A 20344-nucleotide genomic window follows, 5' to 3' on the forward strand; every position below is an offset into this window, starting at 1 on the left:
GATCTCGCCCATAGAATCACATCGGCTGAATATTCCGAACAGCATCGTCATGAGTTGTGTCCATGAATCAAAGGTCTTGTAATAGCGGTCAGACCGGTGCTTGCTCACAAGCATCTCAAATTTGTTCCTTGGAATAAAACCTAATAATTGTTTGAAGATTGGCTGACCGACTAATTTCTTTTCTGTATTTTTATCACTCATATTTTTAGTTTGTCGTAAAACCAAAATATGAAAAAAGGAGCTTGCCAGATATGGCAGCTCCTTAAATTATTTTTTGTCGGTCAGTAGTGATATTTTTTTGTTCATGGTAGAAAACCTGATTTTTTGAATTATGCCGGCCAATAAGAAATACCTTACATCGTCCGCTTTGCAGCGCTTTTTGAAGATTTCCGCTGGTTTTGTAGGTGGTTATGGCGTGATGTTGACTTTTTTCTTAATGTTCGCCCATTTTTTTGAACCAAAATATGTCATGGGAACAGCCATGATTCTGGGGTATATCCTTTGGGCCGTACTGCTCTTGTTGGCCTTTCTCGCCAAGTCTGGATGGAAGATATGGGGGGTATACCTGCTGCTTATGTTGCTTTTTTCCTTGCCCTATCTTATTAAATTATAATTGCGTTCTATGAATATCAGGAACTACAATATTTATTTCCATACGCATACCATTAGTGGGATCATCATTTGTGCCTTATTGTATGTTATATTTTTTGCAGGTTCGTTTTCTTTCTTCAAGGATGAGATCAGTGCTTGGCAAGGTAACCAGTCTTACGAACAACATAAAGAGGAAGCTTTTCCATATGGGACGTTTCTCGATTCATTGGATTGGGAATATGGTCTGTCCGGAAGAGATATTACGCTGTATTTTTACCCCAATACAACACGTGCCTATGTAAATTTAAGTGCTTCAAAAGATACGTCGCATCATCAGAATGCCCTAGAAGGCGCCTATTTCAATTATGATTTCGTAAAACAGGAAGCTAAGAGTTACAGCGAGGCCTACGATTTGGGTGAGTTTCTTTATCGCCTACATTTCTTCGCGCAATTGAATGAAGCTTTTCCGTTCAATATCGGGTATCCATTTGGCTATATCGTGGCCGGTCTTGTGTCTTTCCTGTTCCTGTTTGCGCTTATCACGGGCATAATGCTACATTGGGACAAGATCGTTTCCAATTTCTATCTGTTCCGTCCCTGGGCCAAGGCAAAGACCATCTGGACGGATATTCACACCGCATTGGGAGTAATAGGTTTTCCCTTTCAATTCGTCTTTGCAGTCACGGGTATTATACTCATTATAAATACCGTCCTACTAATGCCCTTTAGCAAGGTGTTCTATCAGGGCGATATGGAAAAAGTGTTTGAAGAATTGGAATATAACGTTGATATCGACCGCGATTTTGTTGGAAAACCATTGGAAAGTGTCCCGGATATTGCCCATCTGATCAAAGATATGCAAGCAATGTGGCCTGACGCTTTTGTAAAACGCGTGACGATGAAACACTATGGTGACGAGAGCATGTCGCTGATTATCGAGGCCGATGCCGACCGTCGGCAAAGTTTTTCGGGGGCGGGCTTTGTTATCTATGATGTGAAGAATGGAGAAGTGCTCAGGGATAAATCGCCCAACGGTCCTTCCTCTTATCTGGATAAAGTAAAGAGCCTGATCTATCGCTTACATTTTGGCGACTATGGAGGTTACTTTTTGAAAATCGTTTATTTTGTCTTGGGCATCATGGGTTGCATCGTCATCACTTCGGGTATCATGATATGGCTAGTAGCGCGCGACAAAGGCAACATACCCAAGCGCAAACGTCGGTTCAATTTCTGGTTGTCCAATATCTACTTGGCCATCTGCCTCACGATGTTCCCTGTCACGGCATTTACCTTTATCGTGGTAAAGGCCAATGGCCATGCCGACCAGTCGCTGATCTACCAAGTATATTTTTATTCGTGGCTTCTTTTGTCGCTTTATTATAGTATCAGGCGCAATTTAAGCCGCACCAATCGCGAGACATTGCTCTTGGGGGCAATATTGTCCTTACTGGTCGTTGTGTCCAATGGGCTGTTTTCTGGAAATTGGCCTTGGTATACGCTGGAGCATGGGGCCATGGATATTTTCTTTCTGGATATGTTTTGGCTCTGCCTAGCTGTTATTGCCTTCATTAGCTACATGAAAATACGCAAGGGCATTGCTCAAAAAGCTTAATGTCATTTGCTGGGCAGTCTGCTCCAAACCTCATAAATAGGGCTGCCACTGGAGCTCAACCCACTGTGGTGCCATTTGTCGTCTTTGAGCTCTCCATTGAACTCTAAGGAGGAACCCACCCTAGAGCCATCTCTAGAGAAAAATTCTATGTTTTCTATGTACTTTCCTTCTCCAAAATGGAAAGTGCCACCCCCCGTGCCCGAAAATTCTCCTGTTTTGATATTAATGGCGACCCACTGAAATCGACTGCCACTTAGAATCTTTAGCGTACGTCTGTCTCGCAATTGCCGCTGTACCATTTGTTCGCCTTCCTTGCGTTCGGAAATCCACCATACGCCAGCTATCGGATTGTTTTTGTCATCAATCTTTTGCCATGATATTGCTTTGCCATCTATGTTGGTCTGCAGTTCATCTTTAAGCTCAGTACCAAAGGAGATTTGCTTGCCTACCAGGCTGCCATCCTGAGAATTAAACTCATAGTGCAAAGCGATGCTGTTGTCAGAGAAAGTATACGGTCCGCCAAAGGTGAGGCCAAAGTGCTTGTTATCCTGGTCAAATTCGGTGTAGGACAAATATCCATCTACCAGTAGCAGCACCTGTTGCTTAGAACCTTCGTGAGCCTGCCAAGCCCCTTCTATGTTTTGTGATAGGCATACGGTAAGGCTCCATAAACCCGAAATTAATAGCGTAATAAGAACTTTCATGGATTTTCTAAATTGGTTTTTATGATAATACAACAACAAAATCGACGATAGGTTTTTTTGCCATGCCTGTCATGGGGAACCCTTCTACACTAATAGAGCGGTTTGCCATTTCAAGCATGTCTACAATTAGTAGCCAATAATTTGTAATTTTGCGGAATGATTCAAACAGAGAAAGCGCTTTTTAAGTTTCCCAAGTTCAAAGATCTTATTTTATTTGAAGACGAACGATTGATCGTGATCAATAAGCCACCTTTCATTTCCACTTTAGACGAGCGGGAGGGAGGTGAGGTCAACGTGCTCCGCTTGGCAAAAAAATACTGGTCCGATGCGCAGATTTGCCATAGAATAGATAAGGAGACGTCGGGCATATTACTGATAGCTAAAGATCCCGAGACCTATCGCGCAGTTTCCATAGAGTTTGAACGCCGGAGAGTGAAGAAAGTTTATCACGCCATCATCAATGGAACACATGTTTTTGAGGATTTATTGGTCGATTTTCCCATTGCCAATCTAGGAAATAAAAATGTGACTATAGACCGGGCCAATGGCAAACGAGCGGAGACCTATTTTAGGTCACTTCAATTTTTCAAGAACTACACCTTGGTGGAATGTAGGCCTGTCACAGGTAGGATGCACCAAATACGGATTCATTTGGCCACCCAGCGTGCCAGTATTGCGGGTGACGATCTATATAAAGGTCAACCTATCTTTTTGTCTAAGATAAAAAGAGGGTATACGTTAAGCAAGGATCAGGAAGAATACCCCATTATGAAGCGTTTTGCGCTCCATGCCAAAAGCTTGAGCCTCCGAGTTTTCGATACCGACTACGAGTTTGAAGCCCCATATCCCAAGGACTTTGCCACGGCATTGAAGCAATTGGAAAAATACGATAGCTAATGATTTAAGGGACTACTCCATTGATTGGTAAAATTCTTGTCGGAAATTCTTGGCAATCGTTGGGTTCTTGGGATCCGTACTGTAATCGTAGAAGCCAACACCCGCTTTCATTCCCAATTGGCCAGCTGCAACCATATTGACCAATAATGGACATGGGGCATACTTGGCTTGTTTAAAGCCCTGATGGAGTACTTCCAAAATCGAAAGGCATACATCAAGGCCAATGAAATCGGCCAATCGCAAGGGACCCATGGGGTGGGCCATGCCCAGCTTCATGATGGTGTCTATTTCTTGCACGCCAGCAATCCCTTCAAATAGGGTATACACCGACTCGTTTATCATGGGGATCAAGATGCGGTTGGCTACAAATCCAGGATAGTCATTTACGGCAATAGGCGTTTTTTGCAAGCTTTTTGCCAGATCTATTACCTGTTTCACACAGCTTTCGGAAGTCTGATAGCCTCTGACCACTTCAACGAGGTTCATCATAGGTACGGGATTCATAAAGTGCATGCCTATTATCCTATCTGGCCTTTGAGTCTGTGCAGCGATCTTGGTAATGGAGATAGAGGAAGTATTGGATGCCAAAATAGCATGTTGGGGCGCTAGCACATCCATGTCCTTAAAAACCGCCCGTTTAATATCGTAATTTTCGGTAACAGCCTCGATGGCCATATCTGCTTCTCTTAATCCATTGGCCAAATCAGTGGTATAGGAAATCCTATTCAGACTGGCTTCCTTTTGGTTCAGACTGATGACGCCCTTATTGACTTGTCGCTCCATATTTTTACCTATAAGGAGCAATGCGTTTTTTATAACGGCATCGTTTAGACCCACTAAAGTCACTTCATAGCCGAATTGGGCAAAGCTGTGCACGATGCCATTTCCCATGGTGCCAGCTCCTATTACCGTAATTTTTCTTATCATATTTTTTGCTAATAACTGATTGGATTAAGGGGGCATCCTATACTGGATAGGTACTCTCCGATAGCTGCGGATAAATATAATAAAAAAGGGGATAACCCTAAGGCTATCCCCCGCACTGTTTGTTTATTGAACTGGAGTTTTTCTTATGAATCGATCTCGTTTTCAGTTGGTTTCAGATCCTTTGTTTTTCCAGGCATCCGGTCCTTTTTATTGTGTTTGCCCTGAAATTTTCTTTGGGCAAATCTCGCTCTATCCTTAAAGGCTTCCTGAAGCTTTTCCTTTTGCGTATTATCTAGTATAGCTTCCAACTCGGTCTTTTCCTTATTACGCTTTTCTTTCATTTTCTGCATTTCGGCAAGCTGTTCTTTTGATTGCTTCAACTGAAGGCTATAAACCTGCTCTTTCTGCTTATCTGTCAGATCAAGGAGCTTTGCGAGCCTTTCAGTTTTGTTTTCGGCAATTTTTTCCGGTGTTATTTCCGTTTTCTTGTTTTTTGGCCTCTGTTTTTGTTCTTGAGCCTGAGCATTGATGACCAATCCTAGTGCCAATGCAGATAATAATGCTAATTTTTTCATGTCTATTTCTTTAAATTAATGTTCAACCTTAAAGTCGATAAGGATGCTGCTATTTCCATTATCTCCTAAATTTATAAACGGATCGCGATCTCCATTTGTGGTGTTTTTTTAAAGAATAATCATTCCTATTTCACCAAAAGCTTTGTACATAAGAGCCAATCTTTGCATGAAGGTTTAACTGATGCGCCTGTTAAGAAATGTTAAATACTGTTTCTACGGCATTAATGGAAAAATTATTCAACATAGTTGCTTTTGTTTCTATATTTGTTCTTAATTGATAAACTTCTAATCCAATTTGATTATATGCGTAGATATTTTGCTTTTCTCAGTCTTTTGTGTTGCTTATTGCTTAGTGCAGGTGCTTTTGCCCAATCGGAAGCCCTATGGCTCCGCTATCCAGCCATCTCACCCGATGGGAAAACGCTGGTTTTTGGCTATCAAGGCAACATTTACAAGGTGGACGTAAATGGTGGCACGGCCATTCCCTTGACGGTGGGCAGCTCTCATAGCATGATGCCCGTTTGGAGCCATGACGGAAAATCAATTGCCTTTGCAAACAATCGCTATGGCAATTTTGATGTTTTTGTAATGCCAGCAAGCGGAGGTACGGCTACTAGGCTTACCTATCATAGTGCGAATGATTATCCCTACGACTTCAGCATAGATAACGAAAAGGTGATTTTTGGCAGCTCTAGACAGTCTACTGCATCAAGTGTGCGGTTTCCTAGTACCCGGCTGTTTCAGAATTTGTACGGTGTGGATGTAAAGGGGGGAAGGCCTGTGTTGATAAGTGCTGCAGGCGTGGAAAATGCGCATTTCAATAAAGCTGGTGATGCTATTGTATTTCAGGACCGGAAAGGATATGAAGATCCGTGGAGAAAACACCATACCTCATCTGTCACACGCGATATTTGGCTGTACGATTTGAAAGGGAAAAACTATCAGGCGCTTACAACCACGGAGGTGGAAAACCGCGAACCGGTTTTCAGTGCAGATGGTCAGTACGTTTACTATTTAAGTGAACAAAACGGCAATCAAAACTTATTTAAGAAAGGCTTGAAAGCGAGAATAGCCGATATACAGTTAACCCACTTTGAACAAAATCCCGTAAGGCATTTGAGCATCGCGGACGATGGGCTACTTGCATTTACGCAAAACGGCGAAATCTATACGCTCAAGGAGGGGGAAGAACCCAAAAAAGTGAAAGTGCTCATCGGTATGGACAATGGTAGTCCAGAAGAAACCTCGTTGCAGCTCAATGGCAATATCAGTCAGTTTGAGCTTAGCCCGAACGGAAAGGAAATCGCTTATGTGACTCGCGGGGAAATATTCGTGACAAGTGTGGAGGGTAATTTTACCAAACGTATTACGCAAACACCTGGGCAAGAAAGGATGGTAAAATGGTCGCCAGATGGAAAGAGTCTGATCTACGCTGCAGAAAGGGATTTGAATGGCTGGGGTATCTACAAGACAACACTGGTAGATAAAAGCGAACCCTATTTCTTCAATGCCAGCTTGCTGAAAGAGGAAGCCATCGTTACCGGTCAACAGGATAATTTTTCGCCCAAGTATTCTCCCGATGGTAAGGCCATAGCCTATATCGAGGAGCGTAATATCTTGAAGGTGGTGGACATTGCCTCTGGCAAGACTACTACCTTGTTACCTGAAGGACATAACCACAGCTACGCGGACGGCGACTGGAGTTTCAACTGGAGCCCAGATAGCAAGTGGTTATTGGTCGACGATCAGCGTGGCTACATGATGAGCTATAATACCGCTTTGGTCAAAGCCGACGGCACTGGCGAAATACGTTACCCCACTATGAGTGGTTTTGGAGAAAAAGATGCCAGATGGTACCAAGACGGAAAAATGATTACTGTGCTTAGCAGCAAGTATGGAAGAAAGTCCTTGGCTTACCAAGGGAGTAGGGAATTGGATATCTTCGCTTATTTTCTGGATAAAGAAGCGTACGATCGATATCTCCTTAGCAAAGATGAATACAACTTGTTGAAAGAAGCAGAAGATAAAGATAAGAAGGAGACTAAGACAGACGACAAAAAGCCAAAAGAGAAGGAAGAGGCGGTTTCATCTTTGCAATTTGACCTGGACAGCTTGAAGCAGAGAAAGGTGCAGCTGACGATCAACAGTGCCTCCATATCCGATTATGCCTTGAACAAGGATGCCAGTAAGTTGTACTACTTGGCCTCTTTTGAAAAGGGATATGATTTGTGGGTGACGGAGCCCCGTACCAAGGAGACCAAAATATTGGCCAAGTTGGGCGGGTCGCCAAGCGGTATTGAGATAAGTGAAGATGGAAAGAGCCTATTTGTGGTCAATCGGGGTAATTTGGTGAAGATCGACACGGAAAATGGCAAGATAACGCCGATAAGCAGTAAGACCGAGCTGGCTTTGGATGCGGCCAAAGAAAGGGAATATATTTTTAACCACGCCTGGCTACAGGTGAAGAAGAAGTTTTATGACCCTACGATCCGAAATATGGATTGGGCAGGTTATAGGGAAACCTATGCCCGTTTCTTGCCACATATCAACAATAACTACGATTTTCAAGAACTGCTGAGCGAACTGCTGGGTGAGCTGAATGGCTCACATACTGGCGGGCGTTTCTCGCCAAGAGCGGAAAATGGCGATAATACGGCAGTCCTTGGCTTGCTGTACGATGAGACCTATACGGGCAGGGGGTTGAAGGTAGCCGAAGTGATAGCTGGAGGTCCTTTGGACAGAGCAAAAGCTGTTTTGGGCGTGGGAAGTGTCATCGAGCGCATTGACGGACAAGATATCGAGGATACGGTAGATTGGTCAAAATACCTGAACAGAAAAACGGGTGAACAAGTGTTGTTATCTGGAAAAAATGCTTTTGGGGTGACCTTTAATGAAAAGGTAAAACCCATTAGCATAGGTGAAGAAAACGCATTGATGTACAAAAGATGGGTAAGGGGCAGGCAAGAATATGTCGAAAAATTGAGTAATGGCCGCATCGGTTATGTTCACGTGGAAGGGATGAACGATGGCAGTTTCCGTGAAGTGTATGACGTAGTGATGGGAGAGAACAGGGACAAGGAAGCCTTAATCGTCGATACCCGTTTCAATGGAGGAGGTTGGCTCCACGATGATCTCAATACCCTCTTAAGCGGTAAAGAATACCTTAAGTTCGCCCCTCAGGGTGATATTTTGAAGGGGGGTGAGCCCGCTTCAAGATGGACTAAGCCTAGTATCGTAGTCATGAGCGAGGGCAATTACAGCGATGCCTTTATTTTTCCTTATGTGTACAAGCAAAATGGCTTGGGCAAGTTGGTGGGTATGCCCGTTCCCGGAACCGGCACCGCTGTTTGGTGGGAAACGCAGATCGATCCAACCTTGGTTTTCGGCATACCTATGGTTGCTACGATAGGTAAGGAAGAAAGACCAACGGAAAATCTGCAATTGGAGCCAGATATTAAGGTACCATTGCCCTACAGTGATTTCCTGCAAGGCAAAGATCCTCAGCTGGAAACAGCAATTAACGAGTTGCTGAAATCGCTGTAGTTAATAACGTACATTTTTAGGAACACCTATTGGTAAGGATTTATCTATATCAATAGGTGTTTTTTGTTTATTTTGTAACAAAAACGGTCGATTTGTTATTAAATAAATAATTTGTTTGTTGTTAATAATCAAGGAGATGTGCTTTTTATTTTCAGTTTCTGATAAAAAATACACAATTATGGGTATTGTGCACGCTACATTTCGGTACTATTTTTGAAGCAGTAGTTTGTTCTCAACATAAATAGTATCTGTTATGAAACACAATTATCAAACAAGAAGAGTTGGGTTATTTACTAAGTCGTCGGAAAACCTTAGCTCAACAGGTAATTATGGCAGTAGTGGTTTGGATAGAAGCGACTTTCCCTTGCCGCCTCAGAAAAGTCAGAAGTTGACAGTTGGTGAAATTTTCCTCTTTGTCTTACAGGTGGCTGCCTTAGTGGTATTGTTTATGTATATTTATAGAACACCCTCGAATTCCGCAACGTCAGAAAGAGAATTGAAGGGTTCTACGACCTTTCAGGAAACTTCTACTATTAGCAATTCATAGCTTGGATTGGTGATCTATTAGCTTTCTGTTTTTGTTATTAAAAAGTATCATTGATATTTTCCATCATTTTGAAGTTGGAGCGTTTATAATATCCGGGGATAGCATGATCACCCTCTTTGAAGTCAAAATGAACAACTTCTATCTCTGGTAGTTCCGTGAAGGCATAAGTAGCTTCTGCAAGGAAGGTACGAGCTCCGCTGGTTCCCATGTTTTGCGTCAAATAGGCAGCATTCGGGATTTTGACAAATAGCGTATCTCCGGCACTTTCTCCCAATTCGATCATGATTTCTGGATATTTGATGTTGATTGCTTCAGCCAGTTCTTCTTTGTTAAGAGGTACACTGCTGTTTTGAGGGTTGGGTTTTACCTCAAAAGAGGCATCATCCTCATTAAAAACTACCTCGTAGGGAAGTACCAGCGTTTTAGTTTCCGAGCTATCTGCTGGGGTATCCGTTGCTGTTATGCCATCGGTTTCCTGCCGCTGCTGTGATTCGTTTTGGCAAGCTATCAACAAGGTCAAAGAGAGGATGTAAATCGCCCCCCATCTACCAAATTTTATCAAATTTACTATCCCTTTCATTTTTACATTTGCTTAAGGAGTGGTTACCGCAACTGGAATAACCTTTCCATTAAAAAATTTATGCCCCGTTAGTGCAAAATCCGCCACATATTTGCCCATCTCAAAGGCTGCTATTGGCGATTCATAATTAGGAAACGCATTTTCTAGCATTTCTGTTTGGGCAGAACCGAGTGCCAGGCAATTTATTTTCACCCCGGTATCCATGAGCTCTTGAGCTAGGCATTCGGTAAGCGTGTGCAAGGCCGATTTGCTGGCTGAATATGCGGATAGACCAGGAAACTTTACACTGCCTTGAAAGCCACCCATGCTGCCTATGTTGACGATATGTCCGCCTTTGGATAAAATAGGCAATGTAGCTTGGATCATCTTAACTGGGCCCAACAGGTTGCTTTGTAGCAATTCGGCAAAATCTAAAGCGGACGTCTCCATAAACGGTTTGTTTATGAGTACACCCGCATTGTTGATCACGATATCTACATACTCCATTTTGCCCTTTACAAAAGGAATAAGACCGTTGATATAATCGTCGTGTACAATGTCAAAGCGAGCAGGGAAGATAGCGCAATCGGGATTCAACCCCTTGGCAATCTCATATAATTTGCGCAGTTTGTCTTCGGACCTCGCAAGCGCGATCACTTTGTTGTCGTTATTCTGGATTAGTTCCAAGACAGCTTCAAAACCTATCCCGCTACTTGCCCCTGTAATGATGATGTTCATGTTTTTCTTTCTTTTTGGCAGCCGTCAGCTTTCTGCCATTTAGTGTCTCATATGCCTCTTATCCCATATCTCGATCTACATCAAAGCATTATTGCCATAGATGCTCGGATAGAGCTTCACGTATAGCAATACGATGTAAATAATGAGGAGCAGTGTATTGAGTGAGAGCATCCAGTTTAAATCATCTTGCTCGTTTTTTGCCCTCCCCGCCAATATCAATAGGGTGAGAAAACTGAGGAACAGAATAAGTGGGAAGATAAATACCCACTTGTTTTCTATATACACATAAGTTACTTCCAGGTTGCTCTTAACTTGCTCATCAACGAAAATTGGTAATACGCCTAATACCAATAGGATGACAAATAGGCGAACCAATAATTTCGAAACAAATTTGCTTGTGATGGTACGATTTTTGGTATTTTTGATGCGCATTATGCTGCCTTTTTTGTTGTGATGAACAAATTTAAGCATTATAATGTTTATGCCCTTCAAACATCTTTAATAATTTCGATAGAAGGGCTTCATTAAAAAAAGAGAAGAAAATTCAGATGAAGGTTTTAAAATTACGCACGTTATTAGTTCTATTGGCCCTGGTTACCTGTGCATGGGCTGGATGCAAGACAAGCCAGCAAGGGCAGTCCGATTCGCCTTCGGCGCGACAATGGCGCAATGCCGTGAAAGGCCAATGGGTATTGGATGAGGTTGGCCAACAGGCATTCCCCAAGGGGGCTTCAGTGAGCCGTATCTTTGACGAAGCTCCCATAGAATGTTTTATAGGCAGTACTTGGAATTTGATTTCTAATGGCCGCGGTGGAATTACCTTTACGGCAAATGGCGACGTTTGTGCCCCGGGGGCCACAAGGGATATCTTTTGGTCAGTATTCGATGGTGATGGGCAGGACGTGCAATTTCAATTCAAGAAACTCTATCCTGGAGAGAAAGCTAGTCAGGTGAAGGAAGGCTATCGGCTTGTTTTGGATTATGCTGATGCACAAAGTCTTACAATGCTGATGCCTGTGAATATCGCTGGTGCAAAAGATGCATATCTTGTGTTCAAGTTTTCGCGCTAGAAACAGCATATACGACTTAACAGCAAAAGCCGTCTTACGGGTTTTTGCTGTTTTCTATTATAAGCAAAAATCAACTTGTTAAACCTATGCCCCTTGCCTGGAGCTATATCTGCTTATTTAGCGTCTGTTTGATGCTTGGTTTACCGAGTGATCGAGCCTTTGCTCAGCAGGCTTTCAAAAATCAGCTAAGTTTGCAGAACGAGAACGATGTCTACCTTTTTACTGGGCAGGATAGGTATTATACCAATGGCATTCATTTTCAGTACAGTCGTGCGGTAGACCATCCGCACGATGCGGATAGCAGTGGGCATCGCAGAATCTGGTCCTTAGGTTTAGGGCAAAAGTTGTTCAATGCAGTAGGTGGCAATGTCCATTTCATACAGGAAGTAGACAGGCCTATCACAGGCTATTTGTATTTGCAGGGGAAAATGCAATGGATATATCGAAAAAGGTCGGAAGGCGTATTTTCTCTAGGGGCCGAGCTTGCTACCATAGGCAGCACGGCACTTGGGGGACCAATACAAAAGGCTTTTCATTCCTTGTTCAATCTATATACCATTAGCGGGTGGGAATTTCAGCTCCATAGTGCTTGGGGAGTAGATATGCGGTTGGCCCATATGCAGTTGTTGCATAGAAGCCCCAACAAGCGCTTTGATGTCAGTGCCCACAGTGCTGCTAGCATAGGAAGCAACAATATTTATGTCAAGATAGGCCCACAGTTCCGACTAGGTAAGTTCAATCCCCTTCATAGTTCCGTTTCTACTTGGAGCAATATAGGAAACGGGGGAGAAATAGCGCAAAAGGAGTTTTTCGTTTTCTATAAACCGTCCCTCACTTGGGTCGGCTATGATGCTACCATACAGGGTGGCATGTTCCTGCAAGACAAAGGGCCGGTAGTGTACCCCATCAAGCCCTGGCTATTGTCTCATCAGTTGGGTTTGCACCACCGTAAGGGGCGCATCGGTCTCAAGGTGTATTATGTGTTCAATAGTAAGCAATCTGAAAACATGCTCACCAGGCATCAATATGGTGCTGTGCAACTTAGTTATTTTTATTGAATGCTAATGGTGCCGAAGCTTTCTATAGCACCATTTCTGCGAACAATTCTTCTAGCGTAGACTCTGGGTCATGGCAAAAGCCTGGGTGTACCTTGGAGCTTTGGATGATGGTACTTCTGGTTGCCGTGAGCCAGCGAAAACGTTCGGCTATGGGTAACTGTGCTATGGGGCTGATGCCTTTGCCTTCGCAAATCTGGTGGAAAGAAAAAAGGTGCTCCTCCACTTGCGCAATGTCGAGCTCGGGCCAGATGGCAGATAGGCGCATGGCTTCTAGATGATATTTTACTCGGAGAAATTTTTTCTCCCGGCAATAGAGTACTACGCCCACATTCAGAAACTCTTCGCGATATACCGATGGCACCAGACGGACCACTGCATATTCGTATAGACTACGTTCTTGCATGATTTGCTTCCTCTATAAAATGGTACGAATGGGCTATCCTATTGTTCAGGAACTGAACATAAGCATCTCTATGGGCTGTTGTATTCTCAAAAGGAGCATCGCCTTGTAACCATACCTCAGGTATGGTGGCCACGATATCCGTAATGAGCTGCGGATCCAGTTTCTCCTTTAGTTCGCTGTCTACTTGTTCTAGCTGTGTGGCATAGCGAAGCAGCACATGATCCTTTATCTGAACGAAAGGTTTGGTATACTGTTCTTGCCACTGGTGCCATGAGTGGTGGAAATACAGAGAAGCTCCGTAATCTATGAGCCAGAGTTCTTTGTGCCATATCAACATATTGGTGTTCCGTGCGGTGCGGTCCACGTTCATCAATAAGGCATCCAACCACACGATGATAGAAGCTGTGTGTTCGTCTACCTTGTCCACAGCAGGATCGTATGTGATGGCGCCCGAGAGGTAATGCAGGGCAAGGTTGAGGCCTTCGCTTGCCCGAAGCAGGTCCTGTATCTCTTCGTCGGGTTCCGTTCTGCCAAAGGCCTCATCGAGCTGCGCGAAAACCAGCTCTGGTACTTTCAGTCCTAAGGCTTTGGCAATGAGACCTCCAATCAGCTCGGCTATCAGCGCACGCGGGCCTTGCCCTGCACCACGAAACTTTAATGCATATTTGAAACCATCATCGGCCTCAACGATAGCCGGCATGCTGCCGCCTTCCCGCAAGGGAGTGATATAGCGTACGACTTGTACTGTCCGTAAATTCATCTTTTGTTCGAGCAAAAACAAACATAGCCAAAAACGATGGAATTACCATGGCAATATTAATTGCCGAACGCATTGGGCTTGTATCCCTTATAGCCTATGTCTTTTATTACAAAGGTATAGCCCGCCTGCGGTTGTTGTAGCATGTCGCTTTTGGACAGCCCCTTAGCCGCCGTAGTAATATAAAGGTCACTTAGGTGCTTTCCTCCAAAAGTACAACTCGTCACCTGTGTTACTGGCAAGTCTATTTTCAGTGATATTTCACCAGTATCTGGGTTGCGCCGACTTATACAACCTCCGCCAAAGTGCGCTATCCACAGCATGCCCTCTGTGTCGATCGTCATACCATCGGGCACACCTTCCTTGTCTCCAAACAAGATTATACGCTCTGGTTTTGTGATGATGCCTTGCTCCGCATCGTATGCAAATCTGTTGACAGCCTTTTCTTGGCTGTCTATATGGTAGTACCATCGCTGTTCACGATCCCATTCCATGCCATTGGAAATGGTGGTATTGTCCAGCACTTTTTTATAGGAGAGATTGCTGTCCAATAGATATAATGCTCCCTTTTCATCCTTTTCCTCCAGGTGCATACTGCCTATCCAAAAGCGTCCAAGAGCATCGCATTTTCCGTCGTTGTATCTATTGCTGGGCAGGTGATCTTCTGGATGGAGCAGGAAAGTCCATGCCTCGCTGTCAGGATCTACATAATAAAAGCCGTTAGCCACGGCTGCCAGTAGTCTGCCATCCCTGCACAAGGCCAGTGCACCTACCATACCTGGGGCTTCGTGCGTCTGCACTCGATTGGTATGGGGATAATAACTGAAAAATCGGGCAGAGAGTATGTCTACAAAATGTAGACACCGTCGCTTGGCGTCCCATAGTGGGCCTTCGCCCAATTGGCAATTGATACCCACGGCTATTTCGATTTTCATTGGCATTGAATAATGATAAAATTATTGATTAATAGATGTCTTTTCCCTTTCCAGTAACCCTGCCGATTTGCTTGTTGAGCTCCAGAGCGGTACTGATAAGCCCCAAATGGGTAAAGGCTTGAGGGAAATTACCCAGGTGCTCGCCGTTTTTACTTATTTGTTCGGCAAATAGGCCCAAGTGATTGCCATAGCCTATCATTTTCTCAAAATTCTCTACGGCTTCATCCAACCTTCCCATTTTGGCTAGGCATTCGATATACCAAAAGGAACACATGGTAAAGGTGCCTTCTTCCCCGTCCAGTCCGTCTATCTTACCATTGTTCTTGTAACGGTAGACTAGTACGTCGAGCCTTAGCTCCCTGTCTACGGCTGCCATGGTGGATATCCATCTCGGTTCCTCTGGTGTGATGAAGTGTACCAAGGGCATTAGCAATACGCTTGCATCCATAGAGTCGGACACCTTATCGCCGTCCTTGTATTGTGCCCAAGCCTCGATCTCTTCGTTCCAGAAATTGTAATAGATATCTTTATAGATGTCGTTGCGCAATTTTTGCCACTTATCGGCATCGTAAGGAAACGATCGGTCTTCTGCAATTTTTATGGCCCTATCGATAGCTACCCAGCACATCAACCTGCTGTGGAGGAACTCGTGCTTTTCGTTCCTTATCTCCCATATACCGTGATCGGGTTCTCGCCACTTTTTTTCTACATGTGCTATTTCTTTTTCGATAATTTCCCATAGCTCATAGGTGATGGGCTTATGCATTTTGTTGTAGATATATATCGTGTCAAGCAGTTCGCCGTAAATATCAAGCTGCAACTGATGGTTGGCCTCATTACCGATGCGTACGGGGCTACTTCCCTTGTATCCTTCCATATGTTCCAGTATTTCCTCCGTCATTTCGGAAGTGCCGTCTATGCGATAGAGCAAATGTAGGTCGCGGTTTTTGTCCTGTCGGATAATCCAACCTAAGAAATCACTCGCTTCATGGGTGAAACCTAATTTCAGGAAAGCAAACATGGTAAAGGCAGCATCACGTATCCAGGTATAACGGTAGTCCCAATTGCGATCCCCGCCCAGTTCTTCGGGAAGACCAAAGGTGGCCGCGGCGACTACGGAGCCATATTCCATCGAAGTGAGCAACTTAAGAGTGATGGCAGATCGATGAATGATTTCTTGCCACCTACCTGTATAGACTGATTGATTTAACCAGTTGCGCCAATATTTGATGGTTTCAAAATAATTTTCGCTTCCGTAACTTTCAATATCTTGGAAGTTCTGTTCTTCCCCTTCTTTCGCTGCTTCCAGTACAAACAGAACCTTCTCGGATTCCTTCAGTTTAAAGCTGGAGTAACCGTCGTGATTCCTGGTGCTCAGTTTGCAGTTAGACGAAAGGCGCATGGTGGTGTTGCCGTCATTCTTGGCCTTGAAAATGACAGAGCCGTTACGTTTGCTCGCTTCATGCTGTGCCTGAGCATAGTGAAAACGCGGCCTGCAATATACCTTAAAGTTGATCTCTCCACGTACTACTTTCACCTTGCGCACGACCGCGTTGAAGCTGTAGCATGATTTTTCATTTACGGGCATGTAATCCGTTATCTCCACAATGCCATCATTAGAAAAGAAACGGGTTATCAATATAGCTGTACCCGGAATATAAAGCTGTTTGGTCTTCATATTCCTCATTTCAGGAACAATGCTGAAATGGCCCCCATTTTCGCAATCCAAAATGGATGCAAATATGCTGGGGGAATCAAATTTTGGGAAACATAGAAAATCTATTGTACCGTCCATGGCCACAAGCGCGGCCGTATGCATATTGCCAATGATGCCGTGATTTTCTATAGGTAAGTAGGAGTTACGTTGCTGCATATTTATTGCTGTCCATTAATTTGTAAACGTCGAATACTATATCATGAACAAGTAGGTGCTGTTCTTGTTTATCAAATAGGAAAAACAGTAAACAATTATGAAAAAATTGAAAGATAAAGTAGCGATTATTACCGGTTCCGATTCGGGTATAGGCCGTGCTATTGCGGAAGCACTGGGAGAGGAGGGGGCCACCGTCATTGTCACCTATCACTCGGATGAGGAAAGTGCAAATGAGACGGCCAAGTATATGAAAGAGCATGGCATAGAAAGTAGCACTTATCATTTGAACGTGGGCGATGAAAAAAGCGTGAAGGAGGTATTCCGTAAGGTGCACGAAAAATATGGGCGGATAGATATATTGGTAAACAATGCTGGAGTCAATGGAAGTGATGTGCCCGTGGTGGATATGGAAACGGAAACGTTCGATCTGTGTATCAAGACCAATCTATATGGGCCTTTTTTTTGTAGTAGGGAATACCTACAGCTCAAGAACAAGAATCAAAAAGGTGGTAAGATTATCAATGTGAGCTCCGTACACGAGGAGGTGGTTACTGCTGGCAATGCCGATTACAATGCATCTAAAGGAGGGCTCAAAAATTTCAGTAGGAGTCTGGCATTGGAGTTGGCCGAGCAAGGGATAAACGTCAATAACATTGCCCCAGGTATGATCCTTACGGATATGAACAAGGAAGCCATGGAAAGCGAGGAGGCAAAAGAAGAAAAGGAAAAGAACATTCCCATGAAAAGGGCAGGGGAGACCCAAGACATCAAAGCTGCTGCAGTCTTCCTCGCTTCTTCGGATAGCGATTATGTCACGGGCTCTACCATTACCATTGATGGCGGATTGAGTATTAATCTGGGGCAAGGTGCTTAAAAGATCAAAAGCGGGCTGTCTCCTACATTTGCTTACAACAAACATAGGAGACAGCCCTTTTTCAACCAAATTCGATTCCTGAATTAATTTATGGCTTCAGGCCTTTCAATGTCAAAAATGCTTTATTTTAAAATTTCATCTAAGAATAGGAGGGTATGATTCCAAGCTCTATTGGCCATCACCTCGTTGTATTCAGGTGATTCAGGACTGGTAAACGTATGCCCGCAATTGGCATATGTGATAATTTGCCAGTCGGTTTTGCCCGCGTTCATTTCTTTAACTAGATTATCATAATCTTCTTTGCTCACGCTTTTGTCCTCTGCTGGATGTTCGACCAAAATCTTGGCTTTGATCCCCGTGTTTGGTCTGTTAGGATCTTTTGCCAATCCACCATGGATGGATATCACTCCAACTACCGGAAATGAGGCGCGGGCAGCTTCCAAGGCACCAGTTCCCCCAAAACAATATCCTATTACCGCAATTTTATTGGGTAAAGCACCTCCTTTTTTCAACTGGTCAAGAGCCAATGAGATGCGGTGTTGATAAGCTTTGTAATCCTGCCTGTACTTAGTTGCGATCTTTGCCGCAGCGCCATTGTCTGCGGGGATATTTCCTTCGCCGTAAATATCGGCAATGAAAGCGATGTAGCCCTGTTTTTCAAGTTCCAACGCTGCAGCTTTTGCTTCGTTGTCGATACCCTTCCACGCCGGAAGGATCAATACCCCTGGAAGTTCTTGACCGGCATTGGATGTAATAAGGCCGTTTAATTTCTGTGTCCCATCTTGGTAGGGAATGTCTTTTAGGGTTTGTGCAGAAACCGTCTGTAATATGCTCGTTAGAGCCAAAAATATAAGTGTTCTTTTCATCTGTTGTTTTTTATCTTCAATGGTCAGATACCCGACCTGTGGGGTTGGTAAAGGTAAAAATAAGATTAATAAATAGATAAATTCCTCTTTGTATCATCCCTGTTTTTTGAAATTAGATGACATAGACTTGCCTAGTTGAGCCAACTACTAGAGCATTGCATAAATCAGGAAAGAGCATCTTAGAAGATGCTCTTTCCTGGTTTATTGGCTTGTTATCGAAAAAGACAATAAATACTAGAACTTAAAGCCCACCGTCAAGAACACATTGTTTCTGTTGGTCTTGATATCGGCGAGGGGAGAGCCTGCATAGGCTTCCATATTATAAGGGTCAGCGCTTACGTTTTGGTAGGTAGCATCTACATAGAAGTTATCGTAGCGGTAGCCTAGCCCACCAGAAATCGTCTTAGAAGCAGAAGAGAAATTAGCAGAATCCTCATAGGCATTGCCGCGATAATTGAAACCCGCACGCAGCAAAAATTGAGGAACAACCACTAGTTCACCTCCTATACGGTAATTGAGCGCTCCTTTATACGTATTTTGGATAGCATCGTTAATATCCCTTTCCAAACCAGTGTCATTAGCAGAAAAGTGTGTGCTTTTATAATCTACATATTCTATGTCTGCACTGATCAACCCTCTGGAAAACACGGTAGCCAAACCCGCATTCAAGCGGTATGGAGTGCGAATATTATAATCGTATACATTGGGATACCAATCTACTTCATAACCATCTATATCTTGGCCACTACCTGGATCTACAAAATAGTTGCTGAAGGAGTTTTCATAAGTCTCAGACATGCTGTACCAGGTAGGTGTTGTAGCCGTGAAGCCAATACGCACGGCATCTACCGGACGATAGATAAAACCCAATTTGGCATTGAAGCCATTGCCTGTTTGCCTTAGGTTTTCACCATAAGCCAATTCATAGTCGGAGTCTATTAATTGGTAAAGATCAGGGTAGTTGGCTTGATCTAAGAAGTCAATATTTGGATAACCGTCTGCTTGAATTGCCTCCAATTCTTGTCGATTGAGCATACGGCCATATTCTTCATAACGGTATCTCTTCTCAGACCTGATAGCCGAAAAGTTCAATGATCCGCCAATATAGAAGGTGTTGCTGTGATTTGCACCGAAAGAGAGACTGGTTTCTGATTGATGCCCCCTGGTGATTACATCCGTATAGCCTTCATTACCCAAGGCATTTCCGGGAAAGGAAAGTCGTTGAGAAGCGCCCGAAGGAAGATAAGTTGCGAACAATTTGCCGTCATATCCCCAGTCGTATAATTCTCCAAGATCTTCATTCATCAAATCTACAAAGCTGTCTTCCGTATTATTTCCATATATTCCCATTTTTCCGGCAAAGCTATTGGTCTTTGCATAGCCTACCCCTACATTGAAATTGAGCCAGCCTTGATCAAGATTGCTTCCTCTAGCTTTGTAGGTAGGCATGTTGAAAACAATGCCGGCCTGATTGAGGCCCACGCGTGTGTCGTTCGTATTCGTTCTGGTGCCAAAATAATCGGCTCTATTCTTGGTGCCAAAGTAATCCAAAGATACGCTGAAATCTGAACTATTGAAGAAACCCAAACCTGCAGGGTTGCCAGATATATTGCTGATGTCGCCACCTAGAGCAGTCTGTGCACCTCCCAGTCCTTTAAAGCGGGCCGTGGCCCCCAGTTCGGATTGTGAGTAGTTAAAGAGCTCGTCGGCAGTTTGCGCATGTGCATTTAATGTAGCTAAACCGAGGACGCCTGCGGTAATAGCTATAGAAGTGAATGATCTCATATAAGTATAATGTCTTTTGCTTAAAATATT

General features: G+C 43.7%; 20 protein-coding genes. 7 read left to right on the forward strand and 13 right to left on the reverse strand.

Annotation, left to right across the window (positions count from 1 at the left end; all coding sequences use genetic code 11):
- A partial coding sequence (locus tag A37S_RS24000; protein WP_028298591.1) for a DUF4372 domain-containing protein occupies positions 1–201 on the reverse strand: 201 nt, incomplete at its 3' end.
- A 130-nt stretch (positions 202–331) separates the two neighbouring features.
- On the opposite strand from A37S_RS24000, the gene A37S_RS0108190 reads away from it, so the two are divergent.
- Together A37S_RS0108190 and A37S_RS0108195 are read left to right on the forward strand one after the other, a co-directional pair.
- Positions 332–613: a hypothetical protein gene (locus tag A37S_RS0108190; RefSeq protein ID WP_028296572.1), complete on the forward strand. Its 282-nt coding sequence runs from the start codon at positions 332–334 to the stop codon at positions 611–613.
- A 9-nt stretch (positions 614–622) separates the two neighbouring features.
- Complete coding sequence (locus A37S_RS0108195) at positions 623–2203, forward strand: PepSY-associated TM helix domain-containing protein (protein ID WP_028296573.1); 1581 nt, start codon at positions 623–625, stop codon at positions 2201–2203.
- A 2-nt stretch (positions 2204–2205) separates the two neighbouring features.
- Here the strand turns inward: A37S_RS0108195 and A37S_RS0108200 are convergent, their stop codons facing one another.
- Positions 2206–2907: a hypothetical protein gene (locus A37S_RS0108200; protein WP_028296574.1), complete on the reverse strand. Its 702-nt coding sequence runs from the start codon at positions 2905–2907 to the stop codon at positions 2206–2208.
- Positions 2908–3063: 156 nt separating this feature from the next.
- Between A37S_RS0108200 and A37S_RS0108205 the strand changes: the two genes are divergently transcribed.
- Positions 3064–3804, forward strand: a complete 741-nt coding sequence (locus A37S_RS0108205; protein WP_028296575.1) for an RluA family pseudouridine synthase — start codon at positions 3064–3066, stop codon at positions 3802–3804.
- Positions 3805–3816: 12 nt separating this feature from the next.
- Here the strand turns inward: A37S_RS0108205 and A37S_RS0108210 are convergent, their stop codons facing one another.
- Together A37S_RS0108210 and A37S_RS26170 are read right to left on the reverse strand one after the other, a co-directional pair.
- The gene (locus tag A37S_RS0108210) at positions 3817–4731 is read right to left on the reverse strand and encodes a 3-hydroxyacyl-CoA dehydrogenase NAD-binding domain-containing protein (RefSeq protein WP_342663591.1); all 915 of its coding nucleotides are present in this window, start codon (positions 4729–4731) and stop codon (positions 3817–3819) included.
- Between the two features lie 143 nt (positions 4732–4874).
- A complete protein-coding gene (locus A37S_RS26170) occupies positions 4875–5306 on the reverse strand; it encodes a hypothetical protein (protein ID WP_051292859.1) in 432 nt (143 codons plus the stop codon).
- A gap of 303 nt (positions 5307–5609) precedes the next feature.
- On the opposite strand from A37S_RS26170, the gene A37S_RS0108220 reads away from it, so the two are divergent.
- Complete coding sequence (locus A37S_RS0108220; protein ID WP_028296577.1) at positions 5610–8849, forward strand: S41 family peptidase; 3240 nt, start codon at positions 5610–5612, stop codon at positions 8847–8849.
- A 584-nt stretch (positions 8850–9433) separates the two neighbouring features.
- On the opposite strand, the gene A37S_RS0108225 is transcribed toward A37S_RS0108220, so the two are convergent.
- The 3 genes from A37S_RS0108225 to A37S_RS0108235 form a co-directional block, all read right to left on the reverse strand.
- Positions 9434–9976, reverse strand: a complete 543-nt coding sequence (locus A37S_RS0108225) for a hypothetical protein (RefSeq protein WP_028296578.1) — start codon at positions 9974–9976, stop codon at positions 9434–9436.
- 12 nt (positions 9977–9988) lie between these two features.
- Positions 9989–10693, reverse strand: coding sequence for an SDR family NAD(P)-dependent oxidoreductase (locus A37S_RS0108230; RefSeq protein ID WP_028296579.1), 705 nt, complete (start codon positions 10691–10693; stop codon positions 9989–9991).
- Positions 10694–10768: 75 nt separating this feature from the next.
- The gene (locus A37S_RS0108235; protein ID WP_036601858.1) at positions 10769–11125 is read right to left on the reverse strand and encodes a hypothetical protein; all 357 of its coding nucleotides are present in this window, start codon (positions 11123–11125) and stop codon (positions 10769–10771) included.
- Between the two features lie 116 nt (positions 11126–11241).
- Here A37S_RS0108235 and A37S_RS24010 point away from each other — a divergent pair, with 116 nt between their 5' ends.
- On the forward strand, positions 11242–11763 hold the full coding sequence (locus A37S_RS24010; RefSeq protein ID WP_157278511.1) for a hypothetical protein: 522 nt from the start codon (positions 11242–11244) through the stop codon (positions 11761–11763).
- A 131-nt stretch (positions 11764–11894) separates the two neighbouring features.
- Positions 11895–12821, forward strand: a complete 927-nt coding sequence (locus A37S_RS0108245) for a lipid A-modifier LpxR family protein (RefSeq protein ID WP_028296581.1) — start codon at positions 11895–11897, stop codon at positions 12819–12821.
- A gap of 22 nt (positions 12822–12843) precedes the next feature.
- Here the strand turns inward: A37S_RS0108245 and A37S_RS0108250 are convergent, their stop codons facing one another.
- The 4 genes from A37S_RS0108250 to A37S_RS0108265 are packed head-to-tail and all read right to left on the reverse strand — an operon-like array spanning position 12844 to position 16789.
- The gene (locus A37S_RS0108250) at positions 12844–13224 is read right to left on the reverse strand and encodes a DUF3037 domain-containing protein (RefSeq protein ID WP_028296582.1); all 381 of its coding nucleotides are present in this window, start codon (positions 13222–13224) and stop codon (positions 12844–12846) included.
- Complete coding sequence (locus tag A37S_RS0108255) at positions 13211–13984, reverse strand: HipA family kinase (RefSeq protein ID WP_036601825.1); 774 nt, start codon at positions 13982–13984, stop codon at positions 13211–13213. Before A37S_RS0108255 ends, A37S_RS0108250 begins: the two co-directional genes overlap by 14 nt.
- Before the next feature lie 56 nt (positions 13985–14040).
- Complete coding sequence (locus A37S_RS0108260; RefSeq protein ID WP_051292867.1) at positions 14041–14916, reverse strand: SMP-30/gluconolactonase/LRE family protein; 876 nt, start codon at positions 14914–14916, stop codon at positions 14041–14043.
- A gap of 28 nt (positions 14917–14944) precedes the next feature.
- Positions 14945–16789, reverse strand: a complete 1845-nt coding sequence (locus A37S_RS0108265) for a glycoside hydrolase family 15 protein (protein WP_028296585.1) — start codon at positions 16787–16789, stop codon at positions 14945–14947.
- A 97-nt stretch (positions 16790–16886) separates the two neighbouring features.
- Between A37S_RS0108265 and A37S_RS0108270 the strand changes: the two genes are divergently transcribed.
- The gene (locus A37S_RS0108270) at positions 16887–17663 is read left to right on the forward strand and encodes an SDR family NAD(P)-dependent oxidoreductase (RefSeq protein ID WP_028296586.1); all 777 of its coding nucleotides are present in this window, start codon (positions 16887–16889) and stop codon (positions 17661–17663) included.
- A 122-nt stretch (positions 17664–17785) separates the two neighbouring features.
- Here A37S_RS0108270 and A37S_RS0108275 read toward each other — a convergent pair whose 3' ends face one another.
- Together A37S_RS0108275 and A37S_RS0108280 are read right to left on the reverse strand one after the other, a co-directional pair.
- A complete protein-coding gene (locus A37S_RS0108275) occupies positions 17786–18529 on the reverse strand; it encodes a dienelactone hydrolase family protein (protein WP_028296587.1) in 744 nt (247 codons plus the stop codon).
- Between the two features lie 234 nt (positions 18530–18763).
- Entirely contained in the window at positions 18764–20314 is a 1551-nt protein-coding gene (locus A37S_RS0108280; RefSeq protein WP_028296588.1) for an OmpP1/FadL family transporter, read from the reverse strand.
- Between the last annotated feature and the right edge of the window lie 30 nt (positions 20315–20344).

Source organism: Olivibacter sitiensis DSM 17696, assembly GCF_000427965.1.
In the GTDB taxonomy this organism is placed as follows: Bacteria; Bacteroidota; Bacteroidia; order Sphingobacteriales; family Sphingobacteriaceae; genus Olivibacter; species Olivibacter sitiensis.